Source organism: Phytomonospora sp. NPDC050363, from assembly GCF_040655735.1.
GTDB lineage: Bacteria > Actinomycetota > Actinomycetes > Mycobacteriales > Micromonosporaceae > Phytomonospora.
Genome location: NZ_JBFAKK010000001.1, coordinates 23,505 through 39,858 on the forward strand (window position 1 = coordinate 23,505; position 16,354 = coordinate 39,858).

The 16,354-nt window shown below is 70.9% G+C and carries 14 protein-coding genes; 5 read left to right on the forward strand and 9 right to left on the reverse strand.

The features are described from left to right. Window positions 1-13 precede the first annotated feature (13 nt). The 6 genes from AB0I28_RS00075 to AB0I28_RS00100 all read right to left on the reverse strand — a co-directional run bounded on the left by AB0I28_RS00075 (window position 14) and on the right by AB0I28_RS00100 (window position 8,700). On the reverse strand, window positions 14-1,621 hold the full coding sequence (locus AB0I28_RS00075) for a hypothetical protein (RefSeq protein WP_357488399.1): 1,608 nt from the start codon (window positions 1,619-1,621) through the stop codon (window positions 14-16). After that, window positions 1,618-2,526: a hypothetical protein gene (locus tag AB0I28_RS00080; RefSeq protein WP_357488401.1), complete on the reverse strand. Its 909-nt coding sequence runs from the start codon at window positions 2,524-2,526 to the stop codon at window positions 1,618-1,620. Before AB0I28_RS00080 ends, AB0I28_RS00075 begins: the two co-directional genes overlap by 4 nt. A gap of 1 nt (window position 2,527) precedes the next feature. Further along, window positions 2,528-3,508, reverse strand: coding sequence for a hypothetical protein (locus tag AB0I28_RS00085; protein ID WP_357488403.1), 981 nt, complete (start codon window positions 3,506-3,508; stop codon window positions 2,528-2,530). Continuing rightward, entirely contained in the window at window positions 3,508-5,802 is a 2,295-nt protein-coding gene (locus tag AB0I28_RS00090) for a hypothetical protein (protein ID WP_357488405.1), read from the reverse strand. Before AB0I28_RS00090 ends, AB0I28_RS00085 begins: the two co-directional genes overlap by 1 nt. A gap of 893 nt (window positions 5,803-6,695) precedes the next feature. Beyond that, a complete protein-coding gene (locus tag AB0I28_RS00095) occupies window positions 6,696-8,129 on the reverse strand; it encodes an MFS transporter (RefSeq protein ID WP_357488407.1) in 1,434 nt (477 codons plus the stop codon). Between the two features lie 178 nt (window positions 8,130-8,307). Continuing rightward, complete coding sequence (locus AB0I28_RS00100; RefSeq protein WP_357488409.1) at window positions 8,308-8,700, reverse strand: DUF6223 family protein; 393 nt, start codon at window positions 8,698-8,700, stop codon at window positions 8,308-8,310. Window positions 8,701-8,926: 226 nt separating this feature from the next. Between AB0I28_RS00100 and AB0I28_RS00105 the strand changes: the two genes are divergently transcribed. The 3 genes from AB0I28_RS00105 (at window position 8,927) to AB0I28_RS00115 (ending at window position 11,671) form a co-directional block, all read left to right on the forward strand. Next, window positions 8,927-10,054 carry a histidine kinase gene (locus AB0I28_RS00105; RefSeq protein ID WP_357488411.1) on the forward strand — a complete coding sequence of 376 codons (1,128 nt, stop codon included), beginning with the start codon at window positions 8,927-8,929 and terminating at the stop codon, window positions 10,052-10,054. Further along, window positions 10,051-10,713: a response regulator transcription factor gene (locus AB0I28_RS00110; RefSeq protein WP_357488413.1), complete on the forward strand. Its 663-nt coding sequence runs from the start codon at window positions 10,051-10,053 to the stop codon at window positions 10,711-10,713. The genes AB0I28_RS00105 and AB0I28_RS00110 overlap by 4 nt, the downstream gene beginning before the upstream one ends. Window positions 10,714-10,795: 82 nt before the next feature. After that, complete coding sequence (locus tag AB0I28_RS00115) at window positions 10,796-11,671, forward strand: NAD(P)H-binding protein (protein ID WP_357488415.1); 876 nt, start codon at window positions 10,796-10,798, stop codon at window positions 11,669-11,671. A gap of 12 nt (window positions 11,672-11,683) precedes the next feature. On the opposite strand, the gene AB0I28_RS00120 is transcribed toward AB0I28_RS00115, so the two are convergent. Continuing rightward, complete coding sequence (locus tag AB0I28_RS00120) at window positions 11,684-12,379, reverse strand: TetR/AcrR family transcriptional regulator C-terminal domain-containing protein (RefSeq protein WP_357488417.1); 696 nt, start codon at window positions 12,377-12,379, stop codon at window positions 11,684-11,686. 104 nt (window positions 12,380-12,483) lie between these two features. On the opposite strand from AB0I28_RS00120, the gene AB0I28_RS00125 reads away from it, so the two are divergent. Together AB0I28_RS00125 and AB0I28_RS00130 are read left to right on the forward strand one after the other, a co-directional pair. Then, complete coding sequence (locus AB0I28_RS00125; RefSeq protein ID WP_357488419.1) at window positions 12,484-13,044, forward strand: ester cyclase; 561 nt, start codon at window positions 12,484-12,486, stop codon at window positions 13,042-13,044. 10 nt (window positions 13,045-13,054) lie between these two features. After that, the gene (locus tag AB0I28_RS00130) at window positions 13,055-13,849 is read left to right on the forward strand and encodes an MBL fold metallo-hydrolase (protein WP_357488422.1); all 795 of its coding nucleotides are present in this window, start codon (window positions 13,055-13,057) and stop codon (window positions 13,847-13,849) included. Between the two features lie 485 nt (window positions 13,850-14,334). Here the strand turns inward: AB0I28_RS00130 and AB0I28_RS00135 are convergent, their stop codons facing one another. After that, on the reverse strand, window positions 14,335-14,967 hold the full coding sequence (locus AB0I28_RS00135; protein ID WP_357488424.1) for a hypothetical protein: 633 nt from the start codon (window positions 14,965-14,967) through the stop codon (window positions 14,335-14,337). Between the two features lie 1,026 nt (window positions 14,968-15,993). Then, window positions 15,994-16,191 (reverse strand): hypothetical protein, encoded by a 198-nt coding sequence (locus AB0I28_RS00140; RefSeq protein ID WP_357488426.1) that lies wholly within the window; start codon window positions 16,189-16,191, stop codon window positions 15,994-15,996. Window positions 16,192-16,354: the final 163 nt, after the last annotated feature.

Genomic DNA, 16,354 nt, shown 5'->3' on the forward strand with positions numbered 1-16,354 from the left:
GCCGCCGCCGTGCTCATGTGAACCTCAAGGCGACGCCGCCGTGGTCGGACATGGTGCCGGCGATGCCGGGTCCGGCGTTGAGGGTTTGCGCGTAGGCGCTGGGCGCGGGCTGGATCAGCCCGGCGGGCACCGGTCCGGCGGGGGCGATGTCGCTGTACCAGTAGTCGTAGAGGCTGCCGCTCCAGGTCGTGCCGCCCGCGACGGCTCCGGGCGGTACCGCGGCCAGGCCCGCGGAGTGCCCGTAGAGCCGGCCCTGCCGCACTGTTCCGCGCGGAGTGATCATGTTGACGTTGAAGTCGCCGCCGATGTAGCGCGCGGCGACCGCGATCGGTCCCAGGCCGCCGACCGCCGCGCCCATCTCCCTCGCCATGAAAGGCAGCTGCCCGGCGACCAGGATTCGCTGGTCGACGAGGGTGTAGAGGTTGTGCAGGAAGCCGATGGCCACGTTGGGGCCGCCGCCGGGAATGGTGACGATCACATACGCGAGCCCGCGGTAGTCGGGTGTGGCCGCCCCCAGCCCTTGTGCGTTGAGTGCGGCGAAGGTCGCGGCACGCTGATGGGTCAGCGTGACCGTCTGGCCCACGACGGTGAGGAGCAGCCGCCCGACGGTGAGGATCGGCCAGCCGGCGTTGACGGCTATGCCGACGTACTCCGGGCCGTGCGCCAGTGCCGTTCGGCCGCAGGCGACCGCGCCGCTGAGGCCGCCGGCCATGCCGAGGCTGACGGCGGACAGCGCGAGCGCCGCCGGTGCCGCGATGTTGTTGGTGATCTCGGTGAAGCCAGCCACCGCGATGGGGCCGGCCGGCGGGCCGCCGATGGCGCCGTTGATGGCCGCGAACGCGCCGCCCGGTGCCATCACTCCGTTGTAGGCGGCGTTTCGCGCGGGTGCACCGCCGCCGAAGATGCGCATGTTCTGGTGGAAGAAAGTCGCCATGGTCGGCCCCTCACCGTTCGCGGGTGGATTCGGCGGTGGTGACCGCGCGGCTGGGCGGACGGCTAAAGAGACCCATTTGTACGTCCTCTGGTAGTCGTAGGCGGCCTTGGCGTCGAAGTGGACGTGGGCCGAGACCTCGCCGAGGCGGGCCCAGACGGTGAGCTGGTAGACGACCTGGACCGTCCCCGCACCGGCGTCGCCGCCGAAGTAGGACTTGAGGAAGGCCGTCTCGGTGCGGCTGAGGTTGTCGATGCCGAAGGTCGCGATCTGGCTGCCCGACAGCGATGGCCTCGCCTGGGCGGTGCGGCTGACCATTCCGGCCTTGTCGGAGAAGTTGAGGAAGGCCATGTTGGGGTCGATGCCCTCGCCGACCACGTCGATGTAGGGCATGGTCTGGTACGCGGGTGCCGGCACGCCCTTCTGCCGCAGCGCGACGGCGACGGCGAGTACCACGTCGTCGGGAACGGCCAGGATCGTCGACACCTGCAGCAGCGCGGAGAGATAGCCGCCGCCGCTGTCGACGTACTCGGTGAGGTGGAAGCGGGGTAGCCCGTTGGAGACGGAGAAGCCCGGCTTCGGCGCCACGTAGTAGATGTTGGGGTCGTCGGCGTCCTGGAAGTAGTCCCAGACGTTGTTGGCCGCGTCGGTGTAGGACGACTGGGACGCGGCGTTGAGGACGCGTGTCATCGGGTCTCCTTCTCGATGGCCGCGGCCCGGAGTCGCCGGGCGACGGCCACGGCCGTCGAGCGCCAGACCACCGTTCCCTCGACGTCGCAGCAGATCGCCGGCGCCTCGGCGCCCGCCTCCGGGTCGGGCACGGTCGCCAGCGCCCGTGCGGCCGGTTCGAGTTCCGTCGCGCCCATCTCGACGGCGTGGCGCAGCGCGCGGAGCCATTCGCCGGGAGCGGGATAGAAGGGCGTGCGCCGCCGGTCGTGGACTCCTGCTCGCGACACGTCCCGGGCGGCGGCGTCGACCATCTCGCACGCCTCGGCGTAGCCGGGCGCCGTGCGCATCCCCGCGGCGGCTAGCAGCGCGACCACATTGGTGTTCACGCAGCAGTCGACGGGATTGGCGACCGGCGCGCCGGTCAGCCAGGTGAGGAACACGCCTTCTCGATGCCAGGGGCGGTCGAGGTGGCGGGCACCTTCGCCGACCGCCCGGTTGGGCAGCAGGTGCCGCTCGGCGACCTCGGCCAGCGCGTCGGTGCTCATGAGCCCGGCGCGGACCAGTTCGAGGTTGATGACGGCGGTGTCGTCGGCGTCGGGATAGAGCGCCGAACGCATCCAGAAGGGGTGGCCGCGATGCGGGTAGAAGGAGAACAGGTCCCGGTAGACGGGGTACCTGCTGCGCAGCAGGTAGGCCAGTGCCCGCCTTCGCGCCTCGGCGACGCCGTCGCCGGCGATCCCGTGCAGTTCCCGGACCACGAGCGCGGTCACGAAGCAGTTGCGGTCCTCGCTCTCACCCCACGGCAGCTCGACACGGGAGAGGAAGGTCCCGCCCGGCGACTGTGCGTCGGCCAGCCGTGCCGCCAGTTCCGCCGCCTCGGCGTCGCCGGCCCCGATTCCGGGTCGTTCGCTCAGTTCCACGTTCATGTCAGATCGCCTCCGGAGGTCGAAGCCCCACGTAGCTGACGGGTTCGGCGTCGTCGGTGACGGTCACTCCCAGGAGCCCGTGGTGGTTCCACGGCCCCGGATGACCTGTCGTCGGCTCGCTCATGTCGGTGTAGTAGTCCATGCAGGCACCTCGCCTCTCCCAGTGGCCGCGCAGGCGCCGGCGGATGCCGGCGTCACCACGGGCCAGGACCTCGCAGAAACTGAAGAAGGAGAACGCCGCCCCGCGACCCGAACCGGGCGCGGGAAGGCTGTAGCTGTAACCGAACAGCGGCCCCGGCAGGCGCTGCCCGAAAGGCCGTCCGAGGACGTCCTCGAAGACCGCCAGGACGGCCGGGGCCCGCGATTGGAGACCGAGCGGCGACATCAGCGCCGCCAGTTCCCACGGCCGCAGGCCATGGATCCGCGCGTACAGCTCAAGACCGCCGCCGTACGGATACCAGCCGACCATCTGCGGCTCCTGACGGCGGGCCGGCAGAACGGCCGGCCCGCCCAGACGCCGCCGGAAGTGGGCGGCGACGCGAGCCCGCGCCGCCTCCGGAACCTCCGCGTAGATCTTGTAGTCGCTGCCCGCCGGGCCGTGCCTGGCGCCCAGCCATGCCCCGTAGGTCAGCCCGCCCCTCGCCTGCCAGCGGGTCAGCCGCGCGAGCGTGCCGTCGTCGGCGGGCTCGCCGCCGACCCCGGCCAGCAGCTCGACGGCCCGCGCCAGGCGGGCGCCCGGGGGAGTGCCCCCGGGCCCCACCTCCAGCGTGTAACTGGGACCGTCCCCATTGGTCGAGAAGGTCATCTCGAAGGGGAAGCCGCCGTCGGTGAGCGGACTGAGCCGCCACCGGGCCGAGTCGCCGGCCGGCAGGAGCGGATCCAGCAGCACCGGCAAAGCGGCCTCCATGTCGCCCGCGGCCGCCGGGAAGTGCCTGCGGGACACCTCGACGGCGCGGGCGATCGACGGCGGAAGGACCGGCATCAGAAGACCTTGCCGCCCGTCGGAGTCTTCTCCGTCGCGATCGCCGGCAGGTCCAGCACCGTTCCCTGCTGCGTGCCGTGCGCGTACAGCGCACCGCTCTTGTAGACGTAGGCGGCCGTCCAGCTGAACTCCAGATCGGCGAAGCCGTAGGGCATGTTGGCGACCTTGAAGAAGACCGGATAGGCCCGCCCGTCCGGTTGCCGGGCGATCACCTGGTTCGGCGAGTCGGCCTGCACCGTCACCCTCGTCGACTGCCCCTCGGGCGTGTACGTCACCGCCGTGACGAGGACCTTCACCCCGGTCAGCTCACCTCCCTGCCACTGCACGATCGTCGGATCGGCGGTGAGGAAGAAGGTCTGCAAGTACGGCGAGAACGCGAACAGCGTCACCGTCGAGGGCGTGAACTGGTACGGCCCGACCTGCCGCTGCGTGAAGTCCGACAGCAGCAGCGTCGCGTCGACCGTCACCGGCGTGACCGCCGTGTTGGCGAACAGCTCGAAGGTCTTCATCCTCGTCTTCTTCGCCGGCGGTACGGCCTCCTGCCCTTCGGCGGCGAACTTGAGCTGGATCGGACTGCTCTGCGTCGGCCGCGGCAGTGCCTTGCTCGCCGGGATGTCGGGGAAGTACGGCGGGTTGCCGTAGTAGAAGTTGATGTCGGCCTCGGTGACCTCCAGGTCGCCCTGTTCCATCGCGACGAACACGTTGAACGACTGGGTCGCGTCGGGCGACAGCAGCCGCACCCATGGCCCGTTCTGACTCTTGGCGTCGGTCGTGTACGGGTTGGCCTTCACGTCCTTGGCGAACGTGTAGGTCACCGTGTACACGTAGTCGGTGGTGATGGGCGCCGAGAAGACGCTGGAGAAGACCGTCGTCGCCTCCGACGGCGTCAGCACCGCCGACTGGAGGAACGGCACCTGCTGCGGGACGTTGAAGGAGAAGTCGACGGTGACCTTGTCGACGATCTTGTCCTCCGCCACGAAGAACTGGGAGGCGTCGAACACGACGTTGAGCGTGCCGATGTCGGCCAGCCCGAGCGTGTAGGTCGTGGCGTCGATGTCCGCCAGCGAACCCGTGACCTGCGTGTCGTCGTCGTAGACCGCCATGTACTGCAGCGAGTACTCCCCCTGCGCGGTGTCGTCCCAGTCCGCCTCCCACGTGTAGGGCGTGTTGTCGGTGAAGGTGTGCGTCCTGGTCCCGCTCGACGACAGCGTCGGGTACGAGACGGTGACGTCGAGCCGCTTGAGCGGCTTGATGTTGGACATGAACGGATTGACCGGCTGCGCCCCGAGCGTGGCCGCCTTCTCCTTCGACGTGCCGAACAGGCACTGCGGTGTGACCTGGGCGACGAACTTTCGCTTGTCGACGGTCACCTCAAGCGACTTGCGCTGGTCGACGCTGAGTCCGAGGTCGGCGAAGGTCGGCAGCGTCGCCTGCGGGCACAGCCGCCACAGGATCGTCTCCTTCTGCTCGTAGGTCTCGCTGAACGAGGAGATCTCGCTGACCGAGAACGACTCGTGACCCCCGGCCTTCTCCTGGAGCGCCAAGGCGGCCGCGACCTCCTTCGACACGAGGTCGGTGATCACGCGCTCGCCCCACGCGGCCACCGCGTCCACCACGCTCTGCGGGAGGTTCGGGTCGACCTTGTCGACGACCACCTTCGAGGCCGCCGACTGGGTCAGCTGCTCGGTGACGTCGTAGGTCCACGACGACGAGCTCGCCCAGTGCGTGTGCTCGTGCGCCTTGACCTGGTAGTCGAAGGCGGTGGTCGCGTCGAAGGTGAGCTGTGCGGTCACCGCGGGCATCTGCGCGGGGACGATGATGTTGTACTGCACCTCGAAGGGGCCGCTGCCCTGCTGGTCGAGAGTGCTCTTGACGGTCGTCATCTGGGCCGCCGTCAGCGGGACCTGGAAGATGGCGTTGTCGCTGCCGAAGTCGGTGCCGCCCACCTGGAGGCCGGTGACGCCGCCCTCGCCGTCGGGGAGGGTCAGGTTCACCAGGGTCCCCGACTGCACCGGGATCGCCGGGAGGTAGGGGTCCTTGACGCCGAACCGGGTGGCGATGTCGGCCTTGACGGCCTGCTGGACGCCGATGGGCACGACCAGTTCGACCTCGATGACGCAGTAGCCGGAGCCGTTGAAATGGTCGGAGGTCTCGTACTCGACGATCTGGACGGCCGGCAGTCCGTCGTTCATCACCCACGACGGCTGCGGCGTGATGTAGAAGGTGGCGGCTTCGGTGGTGTCCCCGTGGTACTCCCAGCCGACACTGCCGACCGTGACGGTGCCTCGTTTCATCAAGTCCAACATGCTTTTCTCCCCGTTCGACGAGTGGATTCGGGCACGCCGAGGAGACGTCCGCCGCGCCGTGCGTCTTCACGGCGTGCGGACATGCGTCATCGACGTGGGTGGATGAGGGGTCGCGCGGCCGTTGAGGGCGGCGTCGACCACTGCGGACTGACAGCGATTGGAATGCGCCGGTGACTCGGTGCGCCGGCTGCGGCGAGATCGGCCTGGGCGTGAGCGCCGGTGCCGGTCGTCGGTAGGTCGTGTGTTCTCGAGTGGCCTGCGGGACGTTCCCGGCGAACGGCTTCGACGATCCCGCCGACCCGTGAGCCGATATCCCGTGAGGGAGCCTAGCGTCACCATTTGGCGACTGTGCGCTATTGCTCCAATCTCCAGATCCCAGTGATGCCAAGGGCTCGAAGGCGGGGGAGTGCCGAGCCTGCCGGCGGGGGCGGTCGGCGAGGGCGGCCGGAGCCGGTGAATGGCCTTCTGTGCAGGGGTTTCACTGCTCTCGATGTCTCGATGAACGGGCCGGGAGCGCGATCCCTTGCGTGCTAACGATCTTGGGTTCGACCCGGTCGGCGATCCCCGGGTGACGGATCTCTGACACTGCCGTCGTAGGGGTTGCGTCGGCGGGGCATCTGAGCGTCGGGGTCATCGGCGATGCGTTTCGTGCTGCTCTTCGCTGCCGGTTCGGTCCGCGGGACTCGGTGTCCCGACGGGGCGGATGTGAACTGCCGGCCAGGCTGCGCACTGAGCAGATATCCAGGCAGTGACAGGATTGTGGCTGTCGAGGGGGCGTCCGTCATCGGTTCGCGACGGCGATCGGCGCGAGTGGTCCACTGTGGAGCCGAGGACGGGCCGGCGTACTGCGCCGGCCCGTCCTCGGCTCCCTCGGTTCGAGGTCACATCGCGCTGTCGGCCGTGGCCTTCTCGCGGGCCGAGCGCGTGCGGAGGGTGATGACCGCGAGGACCGCGCCGGCGACCGCGATGACCGCCGCGGTGGCGAAGGCCGCGGAGAACCCCTCGGTCAGGGCCGCGACGTCGCCGAGCCGGTCGGCGCCGGCCCCGGCGGCGATCGCGGTGGCCACCGCCAGGCCGAGGGCGGAGCCGATCTGGTAGCCGGTGTTGACGATGCCGGAGGCCAGGCCGCCCTCCTCGGGGCGCGCCGAGGAGATCGCCGTCTGGAGTGACGGGACGAAGGCCAGGGACATGCCGAGGGCGGACAGGAGCGAGGCGGGCAGGACGTCGGTGGTGAAGCCGCCGTCGGGGCGGATGAAGGACAGCCACGCCAGGCCTCCGGCCAGCAGCGCCAGGCCGGTCGCGATCATGGCCTTGGCGCCGAGGCGGGCCATGAGGCGCGGGGCGAGGGCGATCATCCCGATCATGATGAGCGCCGTCATCGGCAGCAGCGCCGCTCCGGAGGGGAAAGCCGAGTACCCGAGGACCTGCTGGAGGTAGAGGTTCAGGAAGAACCACATCGGCACCCAGGCCGCGCCCAGCAGCAGCTGTGCGAGGTTCGCCGCGCCGAGGCCGGGCGCCTTGAAGATCGACAGCGGCATGAGCGGCTCGCGCTTGCGTGCCTGGACGAGGACGAAGACGGCCAGCAGCACGGCGGCGGCGATCAGCGGGCCCCAGGTCGCCGGGGCGCCCCAGCCGACCTCGGGAGCGCGGACGACGGCGAACACAGCGGCGCCGAGTCCGAGGGTCGCGGTGAGGGTGCCGACGACGTCGACCGAGCCCCGCGCGCCGGTGGTCGCGGCCGGCAGGAGCGAGGGAAGGGCGACCAGGACGAGCAGCGCGATGGGGATGTTGATGTAGAAGACCCAGGGCCAGGAGGCGTACTCGGTGATCAGTCCGCCGAGGAAGACCCCGGCGGTTCCCCCGGCGGGTGCCGCCGCGCCGTAGAAGGCGAAGGCCTTGGTGAGCTCCCTGGGCTCGGCGCCGAACAGTGTCATGAGCAAGGTCAGCGCCGACGGCGCGATCAGCGCCGCGCCGACGCCCTGCATGCCGCGTCCGGCCAGTTCTGCGGGCACGTTCCCGGCGACGCCCGCCACGAAGGAGCCGACGGCCAGGACGAACCACCCGAGGCCGAAGATCCTGCGGGCGCCGAAGAGGTCGGCGAGCCTGCCGCCGAGGAGCAGCAGGCCGCCGAAGACCACGACGTAGGCGTTGAAGACCCAGGAGAGGTTCTGCTGGGAGAAACCGAGCGCGGTCTGCATCTTCGGGAGGGCCACGCCGATGATCGAGGTGTCCATGATGACCATGAACTGGGCGAGCGCGATGAGCGCCAGGGCCCACCACCGGCGGGAGGCCGGTGCGGTGGAGGGTTGGAACATGATCAGTACTCCTTACTGGTAGGGGGTATATCGCGTCGACATCGCCCCGATTGCTCGCGGAGTCCACAAGGGCCTTGGTGGACCGTTGTGGACGTGCGAGCCATTTATACCCCAGGGGGGTACTCGGTGGCAGGATGGGGCGAGTGACGCTCGCCATACCGGTAGGGGGTATGAAGGCTCAGTCCGCGCGGCGAGAACGACGCAGCGCGAACCCGCCGAGGACAAGGCCGATCGTCCCCACCAGCAGGGCCACGTAGGCGCCGCCGCGCCCGTTGCCGGTGCCGATGCCGGAGTCGGCGGTGGCCACGACCCATCCACCGAGAGCGACGCCGAGCACCGCCGCCGCCAGGCTCACCAGAGCCCCGAGCCGCCCCTTCGCCACGCTGAAACGACTCTGCGGCCGAGTCAGGGCCAGCACGGCGACGACCACCGCGACCACGCCGAGCACCGCGCCGGCGCTCGCCCCGATCCGTCCGGCGCTCACGGTGAACACACTGGCGGCGACCGGCTCGAAGGCGAGGACCGACCCACCGGCGGTGATGACGACTCGGGCGGCTGCTGTCGAAGACATGTCGTTCTCCTCTTCCGGGCATCTCGTCGTGAGATGCGGTCATCCTGATCCTGTCGCCCGGCACGGCGCCGTTCGTCCTGCGGAGGGAGGTGATCGGGCCTGCCGCGACCACGGCGTGGGAATGCCGCCGCCGACGCAGAACACGGGGGAGTACCGCGGGTGCGGTAGCCGCTCCCTCGTCCGGCGGCAGGAGGTTCGCGCCCGTGGACCGGGCTAGTGTGCCGACATGGACAGAAGGCGGCCGGCGATCCCGGCGGGTGTCACCGACCGGCTGATCACCGCCGGTGTGGCGGCGATGCTGCTGCTCGTCGGGCTGCTCCAGGGGCACTCCGCGACCGGACTCGGCATCGTCGGTTACGCGCTCCTGGCCGTCAGCGGCTTCGCGCTCATCGCGCGGCGCCGGGCGCCGGTGGCCGTCCTGGCCGTCACAGGGCTGTGCGCGGTGGGCTATCAGGCGGTCGGTTTCGACGTTCCCGCCGTGGCATTCCTCTTCGCCGTCTACGCCGCGGTCCGGGCGGGCCACCGGCTCGTCACGGTCGTCGTGGCCGTCGTGACGCTGGCGGCGCTTCCGCTGGCGATCCTGGCCTCGCCGCACGACTGGCCGGTCGGCGAGGCCTTCGCGCAGGCCCGGGGCGCCCTGGAGATCGCGTGGATCGTCGCCGCCGCAGCGGCGGGGGAGGCGCTGCGGCAGGCCGAGCGCCGCGCCGACGAGGCCGAGCGCACCCGCGAGGAGACCGCGAGGCGCCGCGCCGACGAGGAGCGGCTGCACATCGCGCGCGAACTCCACGACTCGCTCATCCACCAGATCTCGATCATCAAGGTGCAGGCCGAAGTCGCCGTCCACGTCGCCCGCAAGCGCGGGGAGGACGTGCCCGAGGCGCTGCTGGCGATCCAGGCGGCCAGTCGGGAGGCGAACCGGGAACTGCGGGCGACCCTCGGGGCGCTGCGCGACGAGGACCTCCCGAGACAGGGCGTCGACCAGGTTCCCGGCCTGATCGAGCGCACCCGCCTGACCGGCCTCGACGCCACTCTCACGATCGGCGGCCGACGGCACGACGTGCCGGTCGCGGTGGACCGGACCGCCTACCGGATCGTGCAGGAGTCCCTGACCAACGTCGCCCGCCACGCTTCGGCCACCACCGCGTCGGTGCACATCGACTACCGCCCCGACGCCCTCGCGATCCGCGTCGACGACGACGGTGACGGCGATCCCGGCGCCGCGGTGAGACCGGGTGTCGGCCTGCTCGGCATGCGCGAGCGAGTCACGGCTCTCGGCGGGCGTCTGCGCGCCGAATCCCGTGCCGAAGGCGGCTTCACCGTCGAGGCCGAGCTGCCGGTGGAGTCGGCCGCGTGATCCGGGTGCTCCTGATCGACGACCAGCCCTTGCTGCGCAGCGGGTTCCGGGCGCTGCTGGACCTGGAGGACGACATCGAGGTCGTCGGCGAGGCCGCCGACGGCGTCGCGGGCCTGGCCCTCGTCCGTGAGCACCTGCCCGACGTCGCGCTCGTCGACATCCGGATGCCGCTGCTCGACGGGATCGAGACGACCCGCAGGATCGCCGCCGACCCTGCCCTCGGCGGCGTGCACGTCGTCATCCTCACCAACTACGGCTTCGACGAGCACGTCTTCAACGCCCTGCGCGCGGGAGCGGCCGGGTTCCTGGTCAAGGACATCGTTCCGGAGGACTTCCTGCACGCCGTTCGCGTCGCCGCCCGGGGCGACGCCCTGCTCGCGCCGTCGATCACCCGCAAGCTCATCGACCGGTACGTCACCGAGCCACCGCACTCGATCGGGGAAGCCCGCGCCGACACCCTGACCAACCGTGAGCGCGAGGCGGTGGCGCTGGTGGCGAAGGGCCTGGCCAACGACCAGATCGCCGCCCGCATGGAGATCACTCCGATGACCGCCAAGACGCACCTCAACCGGGCCATGGCGAAGTTGGGCGCCCGCGACCGCGCGCAGCTCGTCGTGCACGCCTATGAATCCGGGCTGGTGACTCCCCGGGAGCGGTGAGGATCGGGGAAGGGTGACCGGATCGGTCCTCCTCGCTCCTTATCGTGAAGGCGTGGGATCGGCCCACCAAGGAGGAGACGGCATGCGCGTCGCGATCACTACCCCGACCGGCAACGTCGGCCGGCATGTCCTGGCCGGACTCGTGCGCGCCGGGGTGCGGCCACGGGTGCTCATGCGGGATCCCGCCCGCCTCGACCCGGGCCTGGCCTCCTTCGCCGAGCCCGTCGCCGTCGACCAGGGAGATCAGGACGCCGTGGTCGAGGCGACCAAGGACGTCGACGCGCTCTACTGGGTCGATCCGCCCAGCATGGACGATGATCCCGCCGGCGCCTATGCCCGCTTCGGAGCCGTCGCGGCTCACGCGGTGGCGGCCAACGGGGTCGGGCGGGTCGTCTTCCAGAGCAGCGTCGGCGCGGAGAAGCGCTCCGGCGCCGGCGAGATCGACGGGCTGGCGCGCACGGAACGGTCGCTCGACGCGACCGGCGCGAGCGTCCTGCATCTGCGCTGCGGCTTCTTCTTCAGCAATCTCCTGCTCGAACTCGACGCCATCCGGGAGGGCACCGTCGCGGTCGTACTGCCCGTCGACCGGCCGATGGCCTGGGTGGCTCCGCGCGACATCGCCGAGGTCGCCGTCGGGCGGCTGCTCAACCCCGACTGGTCCGGCCGGGTCGTCCAGGCCGTGCACGGTCCCGCCGACCTGAGCTGGGAGAAGGCGGTGGGAGTCGTCGCCGAGGTCACCGGACTTCCCGTGCGCGCAGAGCGAATTCCCGACGAGCGGATGCGCGAGCGGCTCCGCGCCGCCGGGCTGCCGCCGGGGCAGGTCGACGGGATCATGGGCATGTCGACGGGCCTGCGCGAGGGCTTCACTCCCGAGCAGGAGCGCACGGCCCTGACCACGACGCCGACCACACTGGCCGCCTGGTGCCGAGAGGAGCTGCTGCCCGCCCTCCGATCGTGACCGAGGCGCGCCTCAGGCCGCGTGCGCGGCCCGCCGTGCGACCGCGTCGATCATCAGGCCGAGCGCGAACTCGAACTCTTCCTCGTGGTCGCAGCGGGCCAGTTGCGCGGCCACCTCGGACAGTGCCGGGTGCCCCGAGCCCTCCAGGGCGCGGCGGCGGTCGGCGATGCCGTCGGGGTCGCCGACGCCGAAGGTCGGCCCGGCCTCGACCTCGCGCAAGAGCGCGCCGACGGTCAGGGCGAGCAGCGAGCGCAGCAGGTGGACGGACTCGCCCGGCCCGAAGCCCGCGGCGCGCAGGACCGACAGGATCGCCGCGGTGGGGGCGAGTCCGGCGGCCGAGGCCACCTGTCGGGTGAGGACGAGGGCGGCGGCGCGGGGGTGTCGCAGGGTGGTGCGGCGGAAGCTGCGGGCGAAGGCCATGAGGTCGGGGCCGAGCGAGCCGGTCGGTTCGGGGATGGCGAAGCCGGCGAGAATGTGCTCGGCGACCGCGTCGAGGAGGCCGTCCTTGCCGTCGACGTGGTTGTAGAGGCTCTTGGCGTCCACGCCGAGCCGGCGGGCCACCGTCCGCATGCTGGTGTTCTCCACCCCGTCGGAGTCGATGACGGCGATGGCCGAGGCGAGGATCGCCTCCCGCGTGAGCGCGGGGGAGCCTTTCGGCGGGCGTCCCCGGGTGGGCTTGGCCGTTGCGTCCTTCGTCGGTGGGGTCACCTGTTCATCATGCCGCGCCCTTGCGAAAACCCACAACGTGGAATAAGTTCCCGGATAGAAAATCCACGCTGTGGATATCCTCGCGACGACACGACAGGGAAGCCATGAACCGCTTCGACATTCCCGGCGCCGACGTCCTGCGCGCCCGCCAGCGGCTCGTCCTCGACCACTTCCGCGACGAGGTCGTGCAGAAGTGGGACGACGTGCTGTCGACCTTTCCGCACCCGCACTACGAGATCGTCCCGACGTTAACCGTCCACGACGGGGACACCGCGGTCCGCGGTTACTACCACGACACCCGCGTCGCCTTCCCCGACCAGCATCACGAGATCATCGAGCTGAGGCACAGCGCCGACGCGGTGATCGTCGAGTTCTGGCTGCTCGGCACCCATCGCGGGCCGCTCGGCGGCATCCCGGCGACCGGCCGGCCCTTCCGGGTGCGGATGACCGGGTACTTCATCTTCGACGAGCACGAGAACCTGGTCACCGAGCGCGTCTACTTCGACAGCCTGACCATGCTCAAGCAGCTCCTCGGGCATGTCTCGATCAAGCGGCCGGGGACCTGGCTGACGGCCGTCCGCGCGCTGCGCGGCCTGGCGAGCCTCAGCGGCGAACCCGACCGTCGACTGCTGGAGACGACCGCTCCCGCCGACCTCTCGGACTGAGGGCCCGAAGGTGCGCGTCCACCATCTCAACTGCGGCACCATGCGCACGCCCGGTCTGCGGTTGGTGACCCACGTGCTGCTGCTGGAGACCGACGGCGGGCTGGTCCTCGTCGACAGCGGCATCGGGCTGGCCGACATCGCCGACCCGGCGCGCCGCGTCGGCCCGTACCGGTATGTGGCCCGCCCGGCGCTCGACCCCGCCGAGACCGCGATCCACCAGGTTCGGCGGCTGGGCCACGACCCGGCCGACGTCACCGACATCGTCGTCACGCACCTCGACTTCGACCACATCGGCGGGGCCGCCGACTTTCCCGACGCCAGGATCCACCTGACGGCGGACGAGTGGGCGGCCGCCGGCCTGCGGTGGACCCTGCTGGAACGCGGCCGATACCACCCCGCCGCCTGGGGCCACGAGCCGCGGATCGTCACCTACGACGCGGCGGGGGAGTCCTGGCGGGGGTTCGCCGCCGTGCGGCCGCTCGACGGCGTCGACGGGTCCATCGCGCTCATCCCGATGCCGGGACACACCCGCGGCCACGCCGCCGTCGTCGTCGACCTAGGTTCGCGGTGGATCCTCCAGGCCGGCGACGCCTTCTACCATCGCGGAGCCATCACCGGCCACGGCAACGGCCCCGTGCTGGGCCGTGTCCAGGAACGCGTGGTGGCGCACGACTGGAAGCGGGTGCGGGCCAACCACGCGAGTCTCGCCGAGCTGCATCGGCGAGCCGATTCGGACCTGCTCATCGTCAACGCCCACGACCCGGTCCTGCTCGACCGGGCGCGGGTCGCGGCGAACGGGCCCTAGATCGTTGATGGGAGAAAGATTCGCTGGTCAGGGCGGTATCTGTGGTCGATAGCTGTCTCTAGCGGCCTAACAGGTCGGCGTGAGGCCAATTGCGCGGCGCTGGGCACTGGAGAAGGTCCTCGGAGACCGCCGCCGGGATGCGTCTGCGCTGGTCAGAATTTCACATCAACGATCTAGAACACGCCTCGCACCCGCAAGACAAGCCCTCCCGAGGCCAACCCTCCAGCCTGACCCGGTGGTCGGGTGGAGGGCGTGGCGCCCCGTAGCGCCCACCCGTGGCCAGGTGTGATGTCCGCTGTGGTCCTGGTCTACGCGGGGTGTCTACATAGGCGTAGCGCCCTATTCGTCCCCTCGGTTTCGGGGGGTGGCGGGGATGGGTTGTGACGCAAAACCGTCAGCGCTGCCAGCCGAACGGGTGGGTTTGGGTGTGATGGGCGGGTGGGTATTTCGGTGTCGGCGGACTGGCCGCGCGCGTCGTGGCCGGCTCAAGCAGAGGGGTTTCCCGCGCGTTCTCGAGACGTACGGGGTTCGCCGCCCGCAGCGCCCGGGGACTTCGGTCGCCGGGCGCTGCTGCGTGGTCTCGGGCGCATGTCGCAAGAGGAGCGGGATGCCCGGCTGGGCTTGACCGGCCTGTCACCGCAGGAGCGCGCCGAGCGCCTCGACCAGCTGGAGCGCGAGCTGGAGGCGAAAGTAGCGGTGTCAGGGCGAAGCCGGCCAAGGCCTGCGCGGAACGGCTCGCGTAGCGCAGCGCGCTGCGCTGGCCGCGTGGCGAGCATGTCGGCGACTTCGCCCGCCAGTCGCTGCTCCTCGGCGGCCGGGGCGGCGCCGGTCGCGGCACGCGCGAGGTGTGGGGCCAGTGCCAGCACGACCGGTGAGGGGCCAGTCCCCGCGAGGGCTTCGGCGATCGGCTTCCGCTCGGCGGAGGCGCTGGTGGGGATGCGCTTGGCCAGGCCGATGTGGGTGCGCTGCTGCGGCGGGGAGACGGTCACCGTGCGGACCGCACGCCGCCGGTTCGTGGCGGGATCGCTGTTGGAGGCCAGTGGCGCGAACACACCGACCAGGATCGCGAAGACGCCGGTGATCGCCAGGGTGTGCGGCCACAGCGACGACAGCCCCAACGGTGGAGGCTTGGCAACATAGGGACTGGCGTGCCGGGAGTGCCCGGAGGTGTTCCGGGGGTGCTGGGAGGCGGGGCGTAGGCGCCCATCGCGGCCGCCTGAGCGGGAATCGCAGCGGCTTGCGGCGCAACCGAGGCTTTGCTGCCGGGGCCGGATGGTGGGGCGGCGCGGCGGCCCCTCGCGATGAGCACCCGCTGCCGGCGCGCCGGAAACACCCCCGGCCGGGTTCGCCCCGCCCGGCCCCGAGACGTTCCCGGTCTTGCACCAAGCCCAACCAGCACACCGCCACACGGTGACGCCGAAGGGCGCCGTAGGCGAGATGCGGCTACGTTCCGGCCGGACCTCGGGCCCCACGGCGCCCAGGGCGCGGGACCGGTCGCAGGAGCGCGCTGTCGACGAAGAAGCGCCTACCGGTCCCGCACGCAGGCGGAGCCAACCCCCGAAGGCCCCGGCCCTGCTGGCCTCCATATAACGCCGCACCAGCCCCGCCCGGCGGGCATTTGATCGTTTCCCGCCCCGTGTTACGCACGCGTGAAGAGGCGGTTGACACCCGCCCAGTGCACGCTGACCCTGGATCCGGCAGGCAGGACACGTGCCCGGCACGGCTCCCCGAAGTCTCCACCGGGCACGAAGACCCCGCTGGGCAGGAGGACCCCGACGCGGTCACCCGCATCGAGGCAGGCCGGGCTCCTCCAAAGCGGGCCCGGCCTGGGTTTCCAGACCGTGCCCGCAGGGTGTGGGTGAGTGGGCTGCATGCCTTCGGGCCACTGCTGGTGGGCGACGGCGTCAGTCAATTCGGTGAGCTCAGCGGAGGTGCCCGCGGTGAGGGTGCTGTTGTCGACGGTGTGGTAGTCGGCGCCTTCGACCCCGCCGGTGTTCGTCTCGCGAGTGTGGTCGACAGGTTGGTGTCTCTGCCGAAGGTGTGGGGCGACAGGTTGCTGTCGTGGGTGCCCGGTACGAGCACGATCGGGTCGGCGGCCGCTTGGAGGCGCCGGGCCGGGAGGTGTTCGTGCCGTACGTGCCGGGTCAGTAGCCCTTAGGCCGGTTCTTGCAGACGTACAGCGCCAGGTCGCCGGGCTCGAAGAACAGACCATCGGTGTCGCTGCCGACCAGCTGGAGGTAGACCAGTCTGCCCTCGGCGTCGGCAATCACATACGGGCCGGTTCCGTTGACCGCCCACACGAGGTCGCCTTGGCCGACGGTGTGACCGTCCTTGGTGCGCATTCGACTCGGCATCGTTGACAACTACCATGTCGCGGCGGCTGGCCCTGTCCGCATGCGGACAGGGCGGCTCCGAGGGGCCACGCGACACGAACTCCTGCGACATGAACCGGCTGGGCCGGCAGGCGGGCGAAGGCCGGCGATCGGCGATCGGGCGACGGCGCCT